This is a genomic window from Buchnera aphidicola str. Ua (Uroleucon ambrosiae) (assembly GCF_000225465.1).
Taxonomy (GTDB): domain Bacteria; phylum Pseudomonadota; class Gammaproteobacteria; order Enterobacterales; family Enterobacteriaceae; genus Buchnera; species Buchnera aphidicola_B.
In genome coordinates, this window is sequence record NC_017259.1 from 456453 (window position 1) to 473907 (window position 17455).

Consider the following 17455-nt stretch of genomic DNA (forward strand, 5'->3'; position numbering starts at 1 on the left):
TGGAAAATCAATGTCAAATATTATAAAAAATAATCAAAACAATATTTTTATTAATGAAATCATAGAAAGAAAAAATAAATTGTTGAATATGAAGACACAAGGTTTTATCTTTCCAGATTATTTTAAAAGAAATACTAATTTAAAACAAATACATAAAAAATATCAAAAAAAAGATATAAATGAATTAAAAATATTAGATATTAATTTATCTATTGCTGGTCGTATGATACAAAGACGTATTATGGGAAAAGCTTCTTTTTGTACATTACAAAATATAGAAGGAAAAATACAAATATATGTTAATGAAACAAAAATATCATCTAATTTTTATCATACTCATTTTAAAAAATGGGATATAGGAGATATTTTAGGGGTAACAGGTGTTTTGTTTAAAACAAGGACCGGAGAATTATCTATTTATTGCAATAAAATTAAAATTCTTGCTAAATCTTTAAAACCATTACCAAATAAATTTCATGGTCTATCTAATCAAGAAATACGTTATCGAAAAAGATATCTAGATTTAATTAGCAACAATACATTATATAAAATTTTTAAATGTCGTTCTAATATAATTATGGCAATTCGAAATTTTATGATAGAAAACGATTTTTTAGAAGTCGAAACTCCAATGTTACAAAGTATTCCTGGAGGAGCCAATGCTCGTCCATTTATTACTTATCATAATGAAATTAATGCTGAAATGTACTTAAGAATAGCTCCTGAATTATATTTAAAAAAGTTAATTATTGGTGGTTTCGAACGTATTTTTGAACTCAATAGAAATTTTAGAAATGAAGGAGTCTCTTCCCGTCATAATCCAGAATTTACAATGATGGAAGCTTATATTGCATATTCTAATTATGAAGATATGATGCAATTAACTGAAAATATGTTAAAAAATATTACAACATTAATTTTTAAAAAAAACAAAATTATTTTTCATAAATATGAGTTTGATTTCAAACAACCATTTCACAGATTAACTATGAAAAATGCTATTCTTCAATTTAATACACAAATTACCTTATCTGACTTGAAAGATTTAAAAAAAATAAAATTATTTGCAGAATCAATAGGTATAAAAATAGAAAAAAAATGGGAAATTGGTCACATAGAAAATGAAATTTTTGAAAAAACAGTAGAAAAAAAATTAATTCAACCAACTTTTATCACTCACTATCCAATAGAAGTCTCTCCTCTAGCACGACGTAATGATATTGATCAAAATATTGCTGATAGATTTGAATTATTTATTGCTGGTCATGAAATAGCTAATGGATTTTCAGAGCTAAATGATGCAGAAGATCAACAAAATAGATTCTTAAAGCAAATTGAACAATCAAATAGAAAAGAAAATCAAGATATATTTTATGATCAAGATTATATAGAAGCATTAAAATATGGTTTACCACCAACAGCAGGTTTAGGAATTGGAATTGATCGTTTAATTATGATTTTAACTAATCAAATGAGTATTCGTGATGTGATTTTATTTCCAACTCTTCGTTCTTTAAAGAAATAATTTTACACGTTTGCACTGATATTTAAATATTCGTTCTTAAAACATTGATTAAATTTTAATGAGATAAAAATGCCACAACTTTTAAATGATAATAATATCAATACAATTCGTAATTTAATAAAAAAATATCAATCTCCATTTTGGCTGTATGATGCAGATATTATATATAAAAAAATTAAATTATTAAAAAAATTTGACGTAATTAGATTTGCACAAAAGTCTTGTTCAAATATCAATATATTACGTTTAATGAAAAATAAAAATGTAAAAGTAGATGCTGTTTCATTAGGTGAAATTGAAAGAGCTTTAATATCTGGATTTAAATCACATACAAATGAAATTATTTTTACTGCAGATATTTTAGATGAAGAAACTTTATCTAAGGTAGTTAATCATAAAATTCCAGTAAATGCTGGATCTTTAGACATGTTAATACAATTAGGAAAAGTTTCTCCAGGTCATCATATTTGGTTAAGAATTAATCCAGGTTTTGGATATGGACATAGTAAAAAAACTAATACTGGAGGAGAAAATAGTAAACATGGTATTTGGGAACCTAAACTTGCATTACCTATTATAAAACGATATAAATTAAAATTAATCGGCTTACATATGCATATCGGATCAGGTGTTAATTATGTACATTTAGAAAAAGTTTGTCAAGCTATGATAAAACATGTTATACAATTAAATCAAAAAATATCATCGATTTCTGCTGGTGGAGGACTATCTATACCTTATAAATTCAATGAAAAACCTATTGATATAGAAAAATATTTTTTATCTTGGAATATTGCAAGAAAAATAATCTCTAAATTTTTAGGAAAAAAAATTCAGTTAGAAATTGAACCAGGAAGATTTTTAGTTGCTGAATCTGGATTTTTAATTACAAGAGTATGGGCTACCAAAAAAACAAAGAATAAATATTTTGTTTTAGTAGATGTTGGATTTAATGATTTAATGAGACCGACTATGTATGGTAGTTATCATCATATATCAGTTATATCTGGTGATAATAGAACAATTGATTCAAAAGAAATGATTGACACTGTTGTTGCAGGACCATTGTGTGAATCAGGAGATATTTTTACACAACAAGAAGGAGGTATTATTCAAACAAGAAAATTGCCTAATATTAAAACAGGAGATTATTTAATTTTTCATGATACAGGTGCATATGGTGCTTCTATGTCTTCTAATTATAACACAAGACCATTAATACAAGAAATATTACTATATAATAATAATTCTATGATTATTAGAAGACGCCAAACAATTCAAGAACTATTAAATTTAGAAAAATTATTTTAATAACAGGATATTATGTGCAATATGTATATACTTTTCCCAAAATTGAATCCTATTATTTTTTCTGTTGGATGTGTATCTGCTCATTGGTACGGTTTTATGTATCTCATTAGTTTTTTATTTTCAATGTGGTATGCAAAAAAATATAGCAAAAAGAATAAAATAAAATTATCTGAAAAACAAATAGAAATATTATTATATTCTATTTTTTTAGGATCTTGTATTGGAGGAAGAATAGGATATATACTTTTCTATAATTTTACATATTTCTCTAAAAATATACTACATATATTTTATACATGGGAAGGAGGAATGTCATTTCATGGAGGTTTAATAGGTGCTATAATTACAATGTTATATTTTTCTGTAAAATATAAAAAAAACATATTTGAAATTTCTGACTTCATAGTCCCATTAGTACCATTTGGTTTAGGTGCTGGGAGATTAGGAAATTTTATTAATGGTGAACTTTGGGGTCGTGTATCACCAAATTTTAAATATTCAATGATTTTTCCTAACTCTAAATACCAAGATATAGAAATAGCTAAGATGAATCCTGATTTAAAAATACTTTTAGATCAATATGGATCATTACCTCGCCATCCTTCTCAATTATATGAATTTTTTTTAGAAGGTATAGTATTATTTTTTATAATACATTTTTTTTCTAAAAAAAATCAATCAATAGGAAGTATCAGTGGTTTATTTTTAATTTTTTATGGAATATTTAGAATATTTGTAGAATTCTTTAGAGAACCAGATCCTCAAATAGGATTATTTCAAAATATAATTACTATGGGGCAAATATTATCATTTCCGATGATTATTTTTGGATTTATCATTATTTTTCAATCTTTTTCTTATAAAAAATAAATTATGAGATATCATGAAACAATATATTAAATTAATTAGAAAAATTATTAAAATTGGCAACCAAAAAGAAGATCGTACAGGAACAGGAACATTATCAATTTTTGGTTATAATATGAAATTTAATTTAAAAAAAGGCTTTCCTCTTATTACAACAAAAAAATGTCATATTCCATCAATTATTCATGAATTATTATGGTTTTTAAAAGGAGATACGAATATTGATTATCTAAATCAAAATAACGTATTTATTTGGAATAATTGGGCAGACGAATCAGGAAATCTTGGTCCAATATATGGAAAACAATGGAGAAAATGGGAAACTATTAAAGGTCATTATATTGATCAAATTAAAAATGTATTAACAGAATTAAAATATAATCCTAACTCACGTAGAATATTAGTATCAAGCTGGAATGTTGGTGACATCCAAAAAATGAAATTACCACCTTGTCATGTACTTTTTCAATTTTATGTTTTTCAAAAAACATTAAGTTGTCAACTATATCAACGTTCTTGTGATGTCTTTCTCGGACTACCTTTTAATATAGCTAGTTATGCAATACTTATACATATGATTGCACAGCAATGCGATTTAAAAGTTGGAGAATTTTTATGGACAGGAGGAGATGTTCATTTATACAATAATCATATTAAATTAGCAAAAAAACAAATTCTCAGAACGCCTCGCAAGCTTCCAAAATTAGTTCTTCTAAAAAAACCTCCGTCATTATTTCAATATTCTATAAAAGATTTTCAAATTACTGGATATAATCCTTATTCTGTTATTAAAGCAAAAATATCTATATAAAAAAAAGCATATTCATATCATATATATACATTTTAAAATTAAATTTGGATTCATTTTAACATATGAAATACATATATATTAAAACTTGGGGCTGTCAAATGAACGAATATGATTCATCTATGATAGCTAATTTATTAGAAAAAGAAAAAAAATATTTACTAACATCATTAATAGAAAAAGCTAATATTTTAATATTAAATACATGTTCGATAAGAGAAAAAGCACAAGAAAAACTATTTCATCAACTTGGAAGATGGAGAAAAATTAAAAACAAAAATCCAGAAATTATTATTGCTGTTGGTGGATGTGTTGCTGTACAGGAAGGCAAAAATATTTTTAAAAGAGCAAATTATGTAGATATTATATTTGGCACACAAACTTTGCATAAATTACCAAAAATGATTTCTGAAATAGAAAAAAATAAAAAACATACTATAGATATTAGTTTTCCTAAATTAGAAAAATTTAAATATGCCTCAAAACCCATAAAAACAAAATATACAGAAATGGTATCTATTATGGAAGGATGTAATAAACACTGTTCATTTTGTATAGTTCCATATACAAGAGGCCATGAATTGAGTCGTCCATGCAACGATATTTTATTTGAAATTTCAAGTTTAGCAAAACAAGGTGTAAGAGAAATTAATTTATTAGGACAAAATGTTAATGCATATAAAAGTTTAACTTTCGATGGAAGAATTTGTAGTTTTTCAAAATTAATCAGATTAGTAGCAAAAATTGATGGTATCGATAGAATTCGTTTTATTACTAGTCATCCAGTTGAATTTACTGATGATATTATTGAAGTATATAAAGATACACCAAAATTGGTTAGTTTTTTGCATCTTCCTGTACAAAGCGGTTCTAATAAAATTCTTAAATCAATGAAACGCTTATATACAGTAGAAGACTATAAATTAATTGTAAAAAAACTAACTATAGTTAGACCGAATATTCAAATTAGTTCTGATTTTATAGTAGGTTTTCCAGGTGAATCTGAACAAGATTTTCAGCAAACTATGAATTTAATCAAAGATATTAATTTTGATATGAGTTTTAGTTTTATATATTCACGTAGACCTAAAACACCTGCATCTAAAATGAAAGATAATATTCAAATTGAAGAGAAAAAAAAACGTTTATATATTTTACAAAATCGCATAAATATGCAAACTATGTTATGGAGTAGAAAAATGTTTGGAAGCACCCAATCTATTTTAGTCGAAGGTGTCTCTAATAAAAATATTATGGAATTATTTGGTCGAACAGAAAATAATAGAATTGTTACTTTTAAAGGTTCACCAAAAATGATAGGAAAATTTGTGAATTTAAAAATTAACAAAATTCATACACACTCATTAAAAGGTACATTAATTTAAAATCATGCATACTGAAAAATATGAAAAATATTGTTATTAATCTTCAAAAATGTTGTACCAATACTCAATTTATACCAAATAAAAAACTATTTAAAAAATGGATAAAAAAAATTTTAAATAACAACAATATTAATATTATTACTATTCGCATAGTAGATAAAAAAAACATACAACAATTAAATTATACTTATAGAAAAATCAACAAACCAACAAATATTTTAGCTTTTCCTTTTAATCAATTAATAAAATATAATGCTAAATTATTAGGCGATTTAGTTGTATGTAAAAGTATTATAGAAGAAGAATCTTACAAATATAATAAATTATTAGAAGAACATTGGGCTCATATTATAATACATGGAACATTACATTTATTAGGATATGATCATAAAACTCAAATACAAGCAAAAATTATGGAAAAGGTAGAAAACGAAATTATGATGTCGTTAAATTATCAAAAACCATATATTTAAAAAAAACTATCAATCTTTTATAAAAAATATTTTATATAAAACCTTTTTACCATAGAATGGTATAATACTTTTTAAAACTAGACAATCTAATATTATGAGTGATAAAAATTCTCAAAACTGTAATAAAATTAATAAAAAAGGTTTCTTTTCTGTTTTATTAAATCAAATTTTTCATGATGAACCTAAAAATAGAGAAGAACTATTATTATTAATTCGTGATTCAGAACAAAATGAACTTATTGATCAAGATACTTGTGATATGTTAGAAGGTGTAATGCATATTGTTAAAAAAAGAATCAAAGAAATAATGATTCCTAGAACACAAATGGTTATATTAAAATTAGAATTTAATTTAAATCAATGTCTTGATGTTATTATTGAATCTGCACATTCACGTTTTCCAGTTATGAGTCATGATCATACTTATGTTGAAGGTGTTTTAATTGCTAAAGATTTATTACCTTTTATGCAAAATTCAAAGAAAGTTTTTTGTATTCAGAGTATCATAAGACCAGTTGTTGTCGTTCCAGAAAGCAAATATGTAGACAGAATGTTAAAAGAATTTCGAGCTACAAGAAATCATATGGCAATAGTAATAGATGAATTTGGAGCAGTTTCAGGTTTAGTAACTATAGAAGATATTCTTGAATTAATTGTTGGAGAAATTGATGATGAATATGATGATATAGAAACATTAAATATTAGAAGATTAAAAAAATGTACTTTTTCTATTAAAGCACTCACAGCAATAAAAGAATTTAATGAAACTTTTAATACTAATTTTAATGATGATGAAGTAGATACTATTGGTGGATTAGTGATGAAAGCCTTTGGTTATTTACCAATTAAAGGTGAAAGTATTAATATTGATGGTTATATTTTTAAAATATCTATAGCAGATAGTCGAAAAGTTATACAAATATATGTAACTATTCCAGAAAATAAAATACCAATATTAGAAAAAAACCAAAAATCAGATTGATCAAATATAAAATATTTTTAAATATTTGTTTTTAGAGAAAAATATGGAAAAAGAATACTCACCAAAAAAAATAGAACTTTATGTACAAAAATTTTGGAAAACTAATAAAACTTTTCAAGTACAAGAAGATTTGAAAAAAGAAAAATATTACTGCCTTCCCATGTTACCATATCCTTCTGGAAAGTTACACATGGGTCATGTTAGAAATTATACTATTAGTGATGTTATTGCTCGATACCAAAGAATGTTAGGAAAAAATGTTTTACAACCTATGGGTTGGGATGCATTTGGTTTACCTGCTGAAGAAGCTGCAATTAAAAATAATACTCATCCTTTCTCTTGGACTAAAAAAAATATTGAATATATGAAAAAACAACTACAATCATTAGGTTTTAGTTATGATTGGAGCCGAGAAATAACTACATGCCAACCAGAATATTATCGTTGGGAACAATGGTTTTTTACTAAACTATATCAAAAAAAATTAGTCTATAAAAAAAATAGTTTAGTAAACTGGTGTGATTATGATAAAACAGTTTTAGCTAATGAACAAGTTGTTAACGGTTGTTGTTGGAGATGTCAAAATAAAATTATTATTAAAAAAATTCCACAATGGTTTATAAAAATTAGAAATTATGCTGAATTATTATATCAAGATTTAAAAAAATTAACTCATTGGCCTAAAAATGTAAAAAATATGCAAAAAAACTGGATTGGTAGATCAAAAGGATTTCAAATTATTCTAAAAAATTTTAATACTCTTGAAAAATTTCCAGTATTCATCATGAGATTAGATCTCATTATGGGAGTGACATATGTTGCAATATCTACTCAACACCCATTATCTAAACAATTATCTAAAATCAATAAAAATATTGCAGCTTTTATAAAAAAATATCAATATATTCCAGCAGAAGAAATAAATAATATAAAATATATAGGAATAAATACTAATTTTTTTGCTTTACATCCGATTACAGAAAAAAAAATACCTATTTGGATAACAAATTTTACTGATATAGAATATGGTACTAATGCAGTATTATCTATTCCTGGACATCATAAACACGATTGGCATTTCGCGGTTAAAAATAATTTAAAAATTAAATATGTGGTATGTAATTCTATTATTACACCTCAAAAATTAAATTCATATACTTCATACATAAATATAAAAGGTTTATTATTTAATTCTAAGGAATTTAATGGATTAACTGTTGAAAACGCTACTGAAAAAATAAAAGAAATACTATTAAACAAAAAAATATTAGAAAAAAAAATTCATTATAAATTAAAAGATTGGTGTATATCAAGGCAACGTTATTGGGGTACTCCTATTCCAATGGCAACATTGAATAATGGAAAAATTATTTCTATACCAGAAGATCAGCTTCCAGTAACTTTACCAAAAGTATCAAATAATGTTCACTTATTAAATATAAATCATCATGCTAACGCGGATTGGATGCAAATTCTTGTTGATAATCAAATTGCCATTAGAGAAACAGATACTTTTGATACCTTTATAGAATCATCTTGGTATTATGCAAGATATACTTGTCCAAATTTTAATATAGGTATGATTGATCCTGTAGCATCAAAATACTGGTTACCTATAGATCAATATATTGGTGGAATAGAACACGCAACTATGCACTTAATGTATTTTAGATTTTTTCATAAATTATTACGTGATTTTAAATTAGTTGATGTTGATGAACCGGTAAAAAATTTATTATGTCAAGGCATGGTATTGTCCGAAGCTTTTTATGAAATAAATAGTAAATCTCAAAAAACTTGGCTAAATCCTTCAATACTTTTAATAAAACGTAATGAAAAAGGAGAAGTTATAGAAGCCTATAATAAAAAAAGAAAAAAAATAGTTTATGCAGGCATGATTAAAATGTCTAAATCAAAAAATAACGGAATTGAACCAGAATTAATTATTCAACGTTATGGCGCAGATACAATTCGATTATTTATTATGTTTGCTGCTCCTATAGAATCTCAATTAGAATGGAGTGAATCTGGTGTTAAAGGTATATATCGTTTTCTAAAAAAGCTTTGGATGTTAATATTTAACTATATTAGTATAAAAAATACATATGATGAAAATATTCACTTGAATTGTTTAAACAATCAACAAAATGAATTAAGATATCAATTACATAAAACTATAGCTAAAGTATCTGATGATATGGGTCGTAGAAAAACATTTAATACTGCTATTGCTGAAATTATGAAATTAGTTAATAAATTATCTAAAGCTCCTATTAAAGCAAAGCAAGATCAATTGATTATGCGAGAAGCTTTAATCTGTATTATTAAAATGCTTTATCCATTTATACCTCATTTTTGTTTTTTTGTTTGGAATTATTTTTATAAAAATACTCCTATTGATTATGAAAAATGGCCATTATTTGAAAAAGAAATACTGTTACAAAAATACAACATTATTGTTATTCAAATTAATGGAAAAATGCGATGTACGATCAAAATGTTACATAATTTAAGCAAAGAAGAAATAATATTATATGCACAAACTCAAGAAAAAATTAAAAAATATTTAAAAAACATCCATATAAAAAAAATAATATATATTCCAAAAAAAATAATAAATTTTGTTATATAAAATGAAAAATATACATCTATATGAATTAAAAAAATATTTAATAAAAAAATTAAATACTATTTATGTTTTTTTGGGAGAAGATGATTCTCTATCAAAAAAAAGTCAAGATATAATCAAAATATTTGCATTTAAAAAAGGTTTTTTAAACACTGTTCAAATAGATATAGAAAAAGATAAAGACTGGGAAAAAGTTGTTATATTTTATAAAAAAAGAAATTTATTTTTTCAAAAAACTATTTTAGTCGTTAATTTTCTTATTAAGCAAATTAACTCTATTTTAATAAAAAAAATTTTTAAAATATTTACTTTATTAAATTCAGATATTGTAATCATATTAAAATTTAATCATCTATCAATTTCAATAAAACATTCAAAATTTTTTGATCAATTGCAAGAAAATAACAACATAATTGTTTGTGATCCTCCATATAATTCAAATCTGATGCTTTGGATTAAATATGAAATAGAAGAAAGAAAAATTAAGATAGAAGATCAAGCATATTTTTTATTATATAAATATTATGAAGGTAATACTTTATTTATATTAAATGTTTTGGATATGATTTTAATTACATTTCCTAATACTTATATTACATGTCAGATGATTGAAAAAATTATTATTAACTGTATAGATTACTCATCATTAAATTTAATTAATTATATCTTTCAATTTCAAACACAAAAAGCTATATCTATATTAGATTTTTTTTCTAAAAAAAAATATAATCCTCTAATTTTAGTACGATCTTTACAAAAAGATTTATTCACACTAATTTATATGAAACGTGAAAATAATGTAAATATAAATAATTATTTAAAAAAATGTAATATCTGTACTATAAGACATAAATTTTTTATACATGCTTTTCAAAAAATAGATTATTGTAATTTATTAAAAGCAATACAAATTCTTGTAAAAATAGAAATTAATATTAAAAAAAATTATTATTATTCTGTATGGAATCAATTTCAAGAATTAACTTTAATACTTAATAATTAATATTGAATATATTTAAAAATAAAAATGAAAAAATTATATGGAATATTTGGAGGAAATTTTGATCCTATTCACTACGGTCATATTTATTTAGCTAAAAGATTAGCAAAAGAAGTATATATAGATAAAATTATATTTCTACCAAATAACTATCCTCCTCATCGTGCTCAAACTAAGACATCTATAGTAGATAAAATAAATATGATTCAACTGGCAACTCAGAATAATACTTTATTTGAAATAAGTTATTTAGAAACAAATAACAACAATATTTGTTATACAATTGATACCCTAAAGAAAATTAGGGAAAGAATTAATTATTCAACAGCATTGTGTTTTATAATAGGAGAAGATAATTTAGATAATTTTCATCTCTGGAAAGATTGGAATAAAATATTACTTTATGCTCATTTAATTATTTGTCCTAGAAATCATAAAAAAAAAAAACAACTAATAGATTGGATTAAGTTATATCTTATACATGATTATCATTTTCTTCATCAAAAATCTTTTGGCTATATTTTTTTTTCTAAAATACCTTTTTTTGATATCTCTTCTACCGAAATTAGAAAACAATATTCTTTAGGAAAAAGTTGTCACACTCTTGTTCCTAAAAATGTAAATAATTATATTTTATTAAAAAAATTATATTTATATTAATAAAATTTATTAACATAAACGTCAATATCACAATAAAAACATTTAAAATATATAATGAAAAAAAATATTAAATTAAATTTGATTGGATTAAGATGTCCTGAACCAATTATGATAATCAGAAAAACACTTCGAACAATAAATATTGATGATAATATATTAATTATCTCTGATGACCCTACAACTAAAAGAGATATTCCTAATTTTTGTTATTTTATGGAACATACATTATTAAAATATGAAATAAAAAATAAATTATATACATATTTATTAAAAAAAGGATTATAAATTATAAAATTTATGTAAAAAATATTTTTTATTAAATAATATATTTAATATATACACTTTATATTGTGTATATCATGTTCATAAATATACAAATATAGTGTATATATTTAAAATCATGATTAATAAATATATGTAAAAAAATTATAAATTAATTAATAAATTTAACATGCGTCTTAAAGGTTCCGCAGCACCCCATAAAAGTTGATCTCCAACAGTAAAAGCGGATAAATATTTTTTTCCTATATTTAATGTTCTTAAACGACCTATAGGTATGTTTAATGTATTAGTTACAGCAGATGGAGTTAATTTTGATAATGTATCTTGCATATTGTTTGGAATTACGTTAACCCATTGATTATGATTTTCAATAATTTCTTCAATATTTTTTAAAGATAACTCTTTTTTTAACTTGATAAAAAATGCTTGACTATGACAACGTAGAGAACCTATTCGTACACATAAACTTTCAATCATAAATGAATTATTATATCCTAATATTTTATTAGCTTCAGAATATGCTTTCCATTCTTCACGACTTTGACCTTGATTTATTTCTTGATCAATCCAAGGAATTAAACTACCTGCTAATGGAACAGAAAAACAATCTATAGGAAAATTACAACTACGAGATATATTAGTAACTTTATTTTCAATATCTAAAATTGAAACTGAATTATTTAATAAATCTTGTTGAACAGTATTATATAATATTCCCATTTGATTTAATAATTCTATCATATGACGAGCACCTGCACCAGATGCAGCTTGATAAGTTGAAATAGTAATCCACTCAATTAATTTTTTTTCAAATAAACCTCCTAATGCCATAAGCATTAAACTAACTGTGCAATTTCCACCAACAAAAGTTTTAATACCTTTTTTGATAGCATGAATTATTATATTATAATTAACTGGATCTAATACAATTATAGAATCATTGTCCATTCTTAAAGTTGAAGCAGCATCTATCCAATAACCCTTCCAACCATTTTGTCTTAATTTAGGATAAACTTTTTCAGTATATGCACTACCTTGACATGTAATAATAATATCCATTTTTTTAAGAAGATGTATATCATAAGCGTTTTTTAAAATATCATATGAGATATTATTAATTACAGGACCATTTTGACCATATTGAGATGTTGAAAAAAAAACAGGAATAATTTTAAAAAAATCATGTTCTTCCTGCATTCTTTTTAATAAAACTGAACCAACTATTCCACGCCATCCTATTAAACCTACAATTTTCATCATTAATTTATACACAGATTTGTTTTTGCATTAACCATAATATTTTCTTATTCAAGGTAAGAAAACAGTTAAAGCAAAAATATTCTGGCTCCTAAAAATAATTATAAATTCCACGTGATGGAATATATAATAGTTATAAAATATTAGAAATTTTTAATTATAATATTTTTACAATTATCTTGATATAAAAATTTCTTTTTACTTTTTAATATATTATAAAAATTAAAACTCTATATTAAAAAATATCATGTTATTAAGATATTTAAAAACATTAAATCAACACTATTATTGAAAAGGGTATGATACATCAATTATGACTGAGATTATCTCTACAACTATATTACTAATTCTGATTATGGATCCTTTGGGTAATTTACCAATATTTATGACAGTTTTAAAAAATCTAAAAGCTAAACGAAGAAAAATTATAGTTATACGCGAAATGATTATAGCATTAATTATTATGCTATTATTTTTATTTATTGGAGAAAAAATATTAATTATTTTAAATCTAAAAACTGAAACGGTTTCGATATCTGGAGGAATTATTCTATTTTTAATTTCAATTAAAATGATTTTCCCTTCTGAAGATAACAAACATAGTAATCTTTCTTCACATGAAGAACCATTTTTAGTTCCTTTAGCTATACCATTAATTGCAGGACCATCTTTATTAGCTACACTAATGTTATTATCGCATCAATATTTAAATCATATATCTTATCTAGTTATATCACTATTAATTGCATGGTGCTTTACTGTTATAATATTATTATTATCTGGTGTATTTTTAAAAATATTTGGAAAGCAAAGTGTGAATGCACTAGAACGTCTTATGGGGTTAGTATTAATTATGCTTTCTACTCAGATGTTTTTAGATGGAATGACATCATGGTTTAAAAATTAAAATATATTATTTTTCAGACCTGTTATTAAACAGTAACAGGTTGAAAATTTTAAAAAATAAAAAATTATAAAAGGTATGATTTTATGACTATAAAAAAAATGACTCAAATAGATATGAAAAATCAAAGAGTTTTAATAAGAAGTGATTTAAATGTTCCAATAGAAAACGGAATTATTCAATCTGAAGCAAGAATACTTGCAGCACTACCTGCTATTAAATTAGCTCTTCAAAAAAATGCTAAAGTAATTATTATGTCTCATTTAGGTAGACCAAAAGAAGGATTATATACAAAAGAATATTCTTTATTACCTATATTTGAATATTTTAAAAAAAAATTTAATCAGACTAAAATATACTTCTCTAACAATTTTTTAAAAGATATTCAACTAAATGCAGGAGAAATTGCCATTCTAGAAAATGTTCGTTTTAATGAAGGAGAACTAAAAAATAGCAAAGTATTATCTAAAAAATATTCTAATCTTTGCGATATATTTGTTATGGATGCTTTTGCTAGTGCTCATAGAAAACAATCATCTACTTATGGAATTGGTGAATTTGTTAAAATTGCATGTGCTGGACCGCTTCTAATAAATGAAATGAATGCTTTAAAATACGCATTAAAAAAACCAAAACGTCCTATGGTAGCAATAGTAGGAGGTGCAAAGGTGTCTACTAAATTTAATATATTACATACATTATCTAAAATTGCAGATACAATTATTGTTGGAGGAGGAATAGCAAATACTTTTTTAGCTATTGATTATAATATCGGTAAATCGTTACATGAACCAAATTTTATTTTTGAAGCTAAAAAATTACGTAATAAATGTAATATTATTACACCAATTGATTCTCGTGTTGGAAAAAAATTTTGTAAAACAGAAAAATCTACCATAAAATCACCTTCTAATATTTTAGCAGATGAAGAAATTATGGATATTGGTGATCAAACTATTCAAAAAATTATAAACGTTCTTAAAAATGCTCAAACAATTATTTGGAATGGACCAGTTGGTGTATTTGAGTTTCCAAATTTTAGAAAAGGTACTGAAATGATTGCTAAAACAATTGCTAATAGTAGTGCTTTTTCTATAGCTGGAGGAGGAGATACATTATCTGTAATTGATATGTTTAATATTCACAATAATATTTCTTATATTTCTACTGGAGGAGGAGCATTTTTAGAGTTTATAGAAGGAAGAAAATTACCTGCAATAAAAATGTTAGAAAAAAATTTTAAAAATATATTAGATAATGAATAGGAAAACAATTGAATATTTTAAATACAATTAGTCCAGGTGTTTTAAATGGAAACGAAGCGAGAATAATTTTTGAGATAGCTAAAAAAAAACAATTTGCTATTCCAGCAGTAAATTGTATAGGAACTGATTCTATTAATACTGTTTTAGAAACAGCTGCTCGAGTTAAATCTCCAGTTATCATACAGTTTTCTTATGGAGGAGCATCGTTCATTGCTGGATATAATAATCGATTTCCTTCTTATCCAGAACAAATCATTCAAGGTTCTATATCTGGAGCTCAACATGTTCATTTAATGGCAAAATATTATAAAGTTCCAGTCATACTACACACAGATCATTGTCCTAAAGAATTATTATCATGGATTGATGGATTATTAGAAATAGGAAAAAAACATTATTCTGATCACAATCAACCTCTTTTTACTTCACATATGATTGATTTATCTAAAGAAAAATTGAAAGAAAATATTTCTATATGTGAAAAATATTTTAAAAAAATGAATAAAATTAATATGATGCTAGAAATAGAATTAGGATGTACAGGAGGTGAAGAAGATGGGATAGATAATACTACAATTGATAAAGCATTACTTTATACACAACCAGAAGATGTTAATTATGCTTATGAAATATTAAATAAAATTAGTAATAATTTTAGCATAGCTGCTTCATTTGGAAATATACATGGTGTTTATAAAGCTGGAAATATAGATCTTAAACCAATGATTTTAAAACAATCACAAAAATATGTTAGTACTAAACATAATTTAAAACATAATCCATTAAATCTAGTATTTCATGGAGGTTCAGGTTCAAATTTAACAGATATAAAAGAAGCAATACAATATGGGATTGTCAAAATGAATCTTGATACCGATATGCAATGGGCAACATGGAAAGGAGTTTTAAATTTTTATAATAAACATAAAGAATTTTTACAAAATCAATTGGGTAATAAATATAATAAAAATACACCTAATAAAAAATATTACGATCCAAGATCATGGATAAGACACTCACAAGAATCAATGTCAATTAGATTAGAAAAATCATTCAAGGAGTTAAATTCTTATAATATTTTATAGAGATTTTTTATAAAAAATCATCACTTATTTCGGGGAATAAATAAAAAATATTCTCCGTAAAATTAATTTATTAAAATATATTTATTATTTTAAAATATATGATGGTATTTTTAAAAATACTTATAGAAATTTACATTCAAAGAGATAATAATGGACGAACTTAACGTAGTCAATGATATAAATCATGCAGGAAATTGGTTAATACGCAATCAAGAATTATTAATTGGATATATATTCAATTTAGCATCAGCTATCATAATTATCATTATTGGAATGTTTATATCTAAAATTATATCTAATGGCGTAAATCAGGTATTAATCACTCGTAATATTGATGCTACTATTGCTGGTTTTTTGTCTGCATTAATACGATATATCATTATTACTTTTGCAATTATTGCTGCATTAGGACGTATTGGTGTACAAACTACATCTGTTATTGCCATATTAGGAGCAGCTGGAATGGCAATTGGTTTAGCTTTACAAGGTTCTTTATCAAACTTTGCAGCTGGTGTATTATTAGTTACATTAAGACCTTTAAAAACTGGAGAATATGTTAATTTAGGAAGTGTTTCAGGAACTGTTTTAAATATTCATATTTTTTATACGATGCTTCGTACCTTAGATGGAAAAATTGTCGTAATACCTAATAATAAAATTATATCTAATAATATTATTAATTATTCAAGAGAACCGGCACGTAGAAATGAATTTATTATTAGTGTAGCTTATAATAGTGATATTGATTTAGTAATAAAAATATTACGAAAAGTTATAGAAAAAGAAGACAGAGTAATAAAAGATAAAGATATTATTATTGGTTTAAGCGAATTAGCACCATCTTCTTTAAATTTTATAGTGCGTTGCTGGAGTAAAAATAATGATTTAAATCCAGTATATTGGGATTTAATGGCTAAATTTAAAAAAGAATTAGATAAACATAATATTAATATTCCTTATCCTCAATTAGATATACATCTTTATAAAAAAAAATAAATGTAAATAATTTTATATCAAATTAA

General features: G+C 23.9%; 16 protein-coding genes. 15 read left to right on the top strand and 1 reads right to left on the bottom strand.

All coding sequences use genetic code 11. The features are described 5' to 3' along the window. Positions 1-10: 10 nt before the first annotated feature. The 11 genes from lysS (at position 11) to tusA (ending at position 11925) form a co-directional block, all read left to right on the top strand. On the top strand, positions 11-1525 hold the full coding sequence (gene lysS, locus BUAMB_RS02060) for a lysine--tRNA ligase (protein WP_014500119.1): 1515 nt from the start codon (positions 11-13) through the stop codon (positions 1523-1525). Positions 1526-1594: 69 nt separating this feature from the next. Continuing rightward, on the top strand, positions 1595-2836 hold the full coding sequence (gene lysA / locus BUAMB_RS02065) for a diaminopimelate decarboxylase (RefSeq protein WP_014500120.1): 1242 nt from the start codon (positions 1595-1597) through the stop codon (positions 2834-2836). Positions 2837-2857: 21 nt separating this feature from the next. Then, the gene (gene lgt / locus BUAMB_RS02070; protein ID WP_079172810.1) at positions 2858-3706 is read left to right on the top strand and encodes a prolipoprotein diacylglyceryl transferase; all 849 of its coding nucleotides are present in this window, start codon (positions 2858-2860) and stop codon (positions 3704-3706) included. A gap of 13 nt (positions 3707-3719) precedes the next feature. After that, a complete protein-coding gene (gene thyA / locus BUAMB_RS02075; RefSeq protein ID WP_014500122.1) occupies positions 3720-4514 on the top strand; it encodes a thymidylate synthase in 795 nt (264 codons plus the stop codon). A 62-nt stretch (positions 4515-4576) separates the two neighbouring features. Continuing rightward, positions 4577-5896, top strand: coding sequence for a tRNA (N6-isopentenyl adenosine(37)-C2)-methylthiotransferase MiaB (miaB, locus tag BUAMB_RS02080; protein ID WP_014500123.1), 1320 nt, complete (start codon positions 4577-4579; stop codon positions 5894-5896). A gap of 20 nt (positions 5897-5916) precedes the next feature. Beyond that, on the top strand, positions 5917-6369 hold the full coding sequence (gene ybeY, locus BUAMB_RS02085) for an rRNA maturation RNase YbeY (RefSeq protein WP_014500124.1): 453 nt from the start codon (positions 5917-5919) through the stop codon (positions 6367-6369). Positions 6370-6463: 94 nt separating this feature from the next. Beyond that, positions 6464-7351: a CNNM family magnesium/cobalt transport protein CorC gene (gene corC, locus BUAMB_RS02090; RefSeq protein ID WP_014500125.1), complete on the top strand. Its 888-nt coding sequence runs from the start codon at positions 6464-6466 to the stop codon at positions 7349-7351. Positions 7352-7394: 43 nt separating this feature from the next. Then, a complete protein-coding gene (gene leuS, locus BUAMB_RS02095) occupies positions 7395-9983 on the top strand; it encodes a leucine--tRNA ligase (protein WP_014500126.1) in 2589 nt (862 codons plus the stop codon). Position 9984: 1 nt separating this feature from the next. Further along, entirely contained in the window at positions 9985-10983 is a 999-nt protein-coding gene (gene holA, locus BUAMB_RS02100; protein ID WP_014500127.1) for a DNA polymerase III subunit delta, read from the top strand. A gap of 24 nt (positions 10984-11007) precedes the next feature. After that, positions 11008-11640 (top strand): nicotinate (nicotinamide) nucleotide adenylyltransferase, encoded by a 633-nt coding sequence (gene nadD, locus BUAMB_RS02105; RefSeq protein WP_014500128.1) that lies wholly within the window; start codon positions 11008-11010, stop codon positions 11638-11640. 54 nt (positions 11641-11694) lie between these two features. Next, positions 11695-11925, top strand: coding sequence for a sulfurtransferase TusA (gene tusA / locus BUAMB_RS02110; protein WP_014500129.1), 231 nt, complete (start codon positions 11695-11697; stop codon positions 11923-11925). A gap of 141 nt (positions 11926-12066) precedes the next feature. Here tusA and asd read toward each other — a convergent pair whose 3' ends face one another. Next, the gene (asd, locus tag BUAMB_RS02115; protein ID WP_014500130.1) at positions 12067-13182 is read right to left on the bottom strand and encodes an aspartate-semialdehyde dehydrogenase; all 1116 of its coding nucleotides are present in this window, start codon (positions 13180-13182) and stop codon (positions 12067-12069) included. A gap of 310 nt (positions 13183-13492) precedes the next feature. On the opposite strand from asd, the gene BUAMB_RS02120 reads away from it, so the two are divergent. The 4 genes from BUAMB_RS02120 (at position 13493) to mscS (ending at position 17429) form a co-directional block, all read left to right on the top strand. Further along, on the top strand, positions 13493-14086 hold the full coding sequence (locus BUAMB_RS02120; RefSeq protein WP_014500131.1) for a YhgN family NAAT transporter: 594 nt from the start codon (positions 13493-13495) through the stop codon (positions 14084-14086). Between the two features lie 83 nt (positions 14087-14169). Continuing rightward, positions 14170-15348 carry a phosphoglycerate kinase gene (locus BUAMB_RS02125; protein ID WP_014500132.1) on the top strand — a complete coding sequence of 393 codons (1179 nt, stop codon included), beginning with the start codon at positions 14170-14172 and terminating at the stop codon, positions 15346-15348. Positions 15349-15356: 8 nt separating this feature from the next. Further along, positions 15357-16433, top strand: coding sequence for a class II fructose-bisphosphate aldolase (gene fbaA / locus BUAMB_RS02130; RefSeq protein WP_014500133.1), 1077 nt, complete (start codon positions 15357-15359; stop codon positions 16431-16433). Between the two features lie 150 nt (positions 16434-16583). Then, on the top strand, positions 16584-17429 hold the full coding sequence (gene mscS / locus BUAMB_RS02135; protein WP_014500134.1) for a small-conductance mechanosensitive channel MscS: 846 nt from the start codon (positions 16584-16586) through the stop codon (positions 17427-17429). Positions 17430-17455 lie beyond the last annotated feature (26 nt).

Coding starts and splice junctions, on each gene's coding strand:
- mscS (WP_014500134.1), top strand. CDS start 16,584: ATGGACGAACTTAACGTAGTCAATGATATAAATCATGCAGGAAATTGG.
- tusA (WP_014500129.1), top strand. CDS start 11,695: ATGAAAAAAAATATTAAATTAAATTTGATTGGATTAAGATGTCCTGAA.
- BUAMB_RS02125 (WP_014500132.1), top strand. CDS start 14,170: ATGACTATAAAAAAAATGACTCAAATAGATATGAAAAATCAAAGAGTT.
- holA (WP_014500127.1), top strand. CDS start 9,985: ATGAAAAATATACATCTATATGAATTAAAAAAATATTTAATAAAAAAA.
- thyA (WP_014500122.1), top strand. CDS start 3,720: ATGAAACAATATATTAAATTAATTAGAAAAATTATTAAAATTGGCAAC.
- lysA (WP_014500120.1), top strand. CDS start 1,595: ATGCCACAACTTTTAAATGATAATAATATCAATACAATTCGTAATTTA.
- ybeY (WP_014500124.1), top strand. CDS start 5,917: ATGAAAAATATTGTTATTAATCTTCAAAAATGTTGTACCAATACTCAA.
- BUAMB_RS02120 (WP_014500131.1), top strand. CDS start 13,493: ATGACTGAGATTATCTCTACAACTATATTACTAATTCTGATTATGGAT.
- nadD (WP_014500128.1), top strand. CDS start 11,008: ATGAAAAAATTATATGGAATATTTGGAGGAAATTTTGATCCTATTCAC.
- miaB (WP_014500123.1), top strand. CDS start 4,577: ATGAAATACATATATATTAAAACTTGGGGCTGTCAAATGAACGAATAT.
- lgt (WP_079172810.1), top strand. CDS start 2,858: ATGTATATACTTTTCCCAAAATTGAATCCTATTATTTTTTCTGTTGGA.
- leuS (WP_014500126.1), top strand. CDS start 7,395: ATGGAAAAAGAATACTCACCAAAAAAAATAGAACTTTATGTACAAAAA.
- corC (WP_014500125.1), top strand. CDS start 6,464: ATGAGTGATAAAAATTCTCAAAACTGTAATAAAATTAATAAAAAAGGT.
- lysS (WP_014500119.1), top strand. CDS start 11: ATGTCAAATATTATAAAAAATAATCAAAACAATATTTTTATTAATGAA.
- asd (WP_014500130.1), bottom strand. CDS start 13,182: ATGATGAAAATTGTAGGTTTAATAGGATGGCGTGGAATAGTTGGTTCA.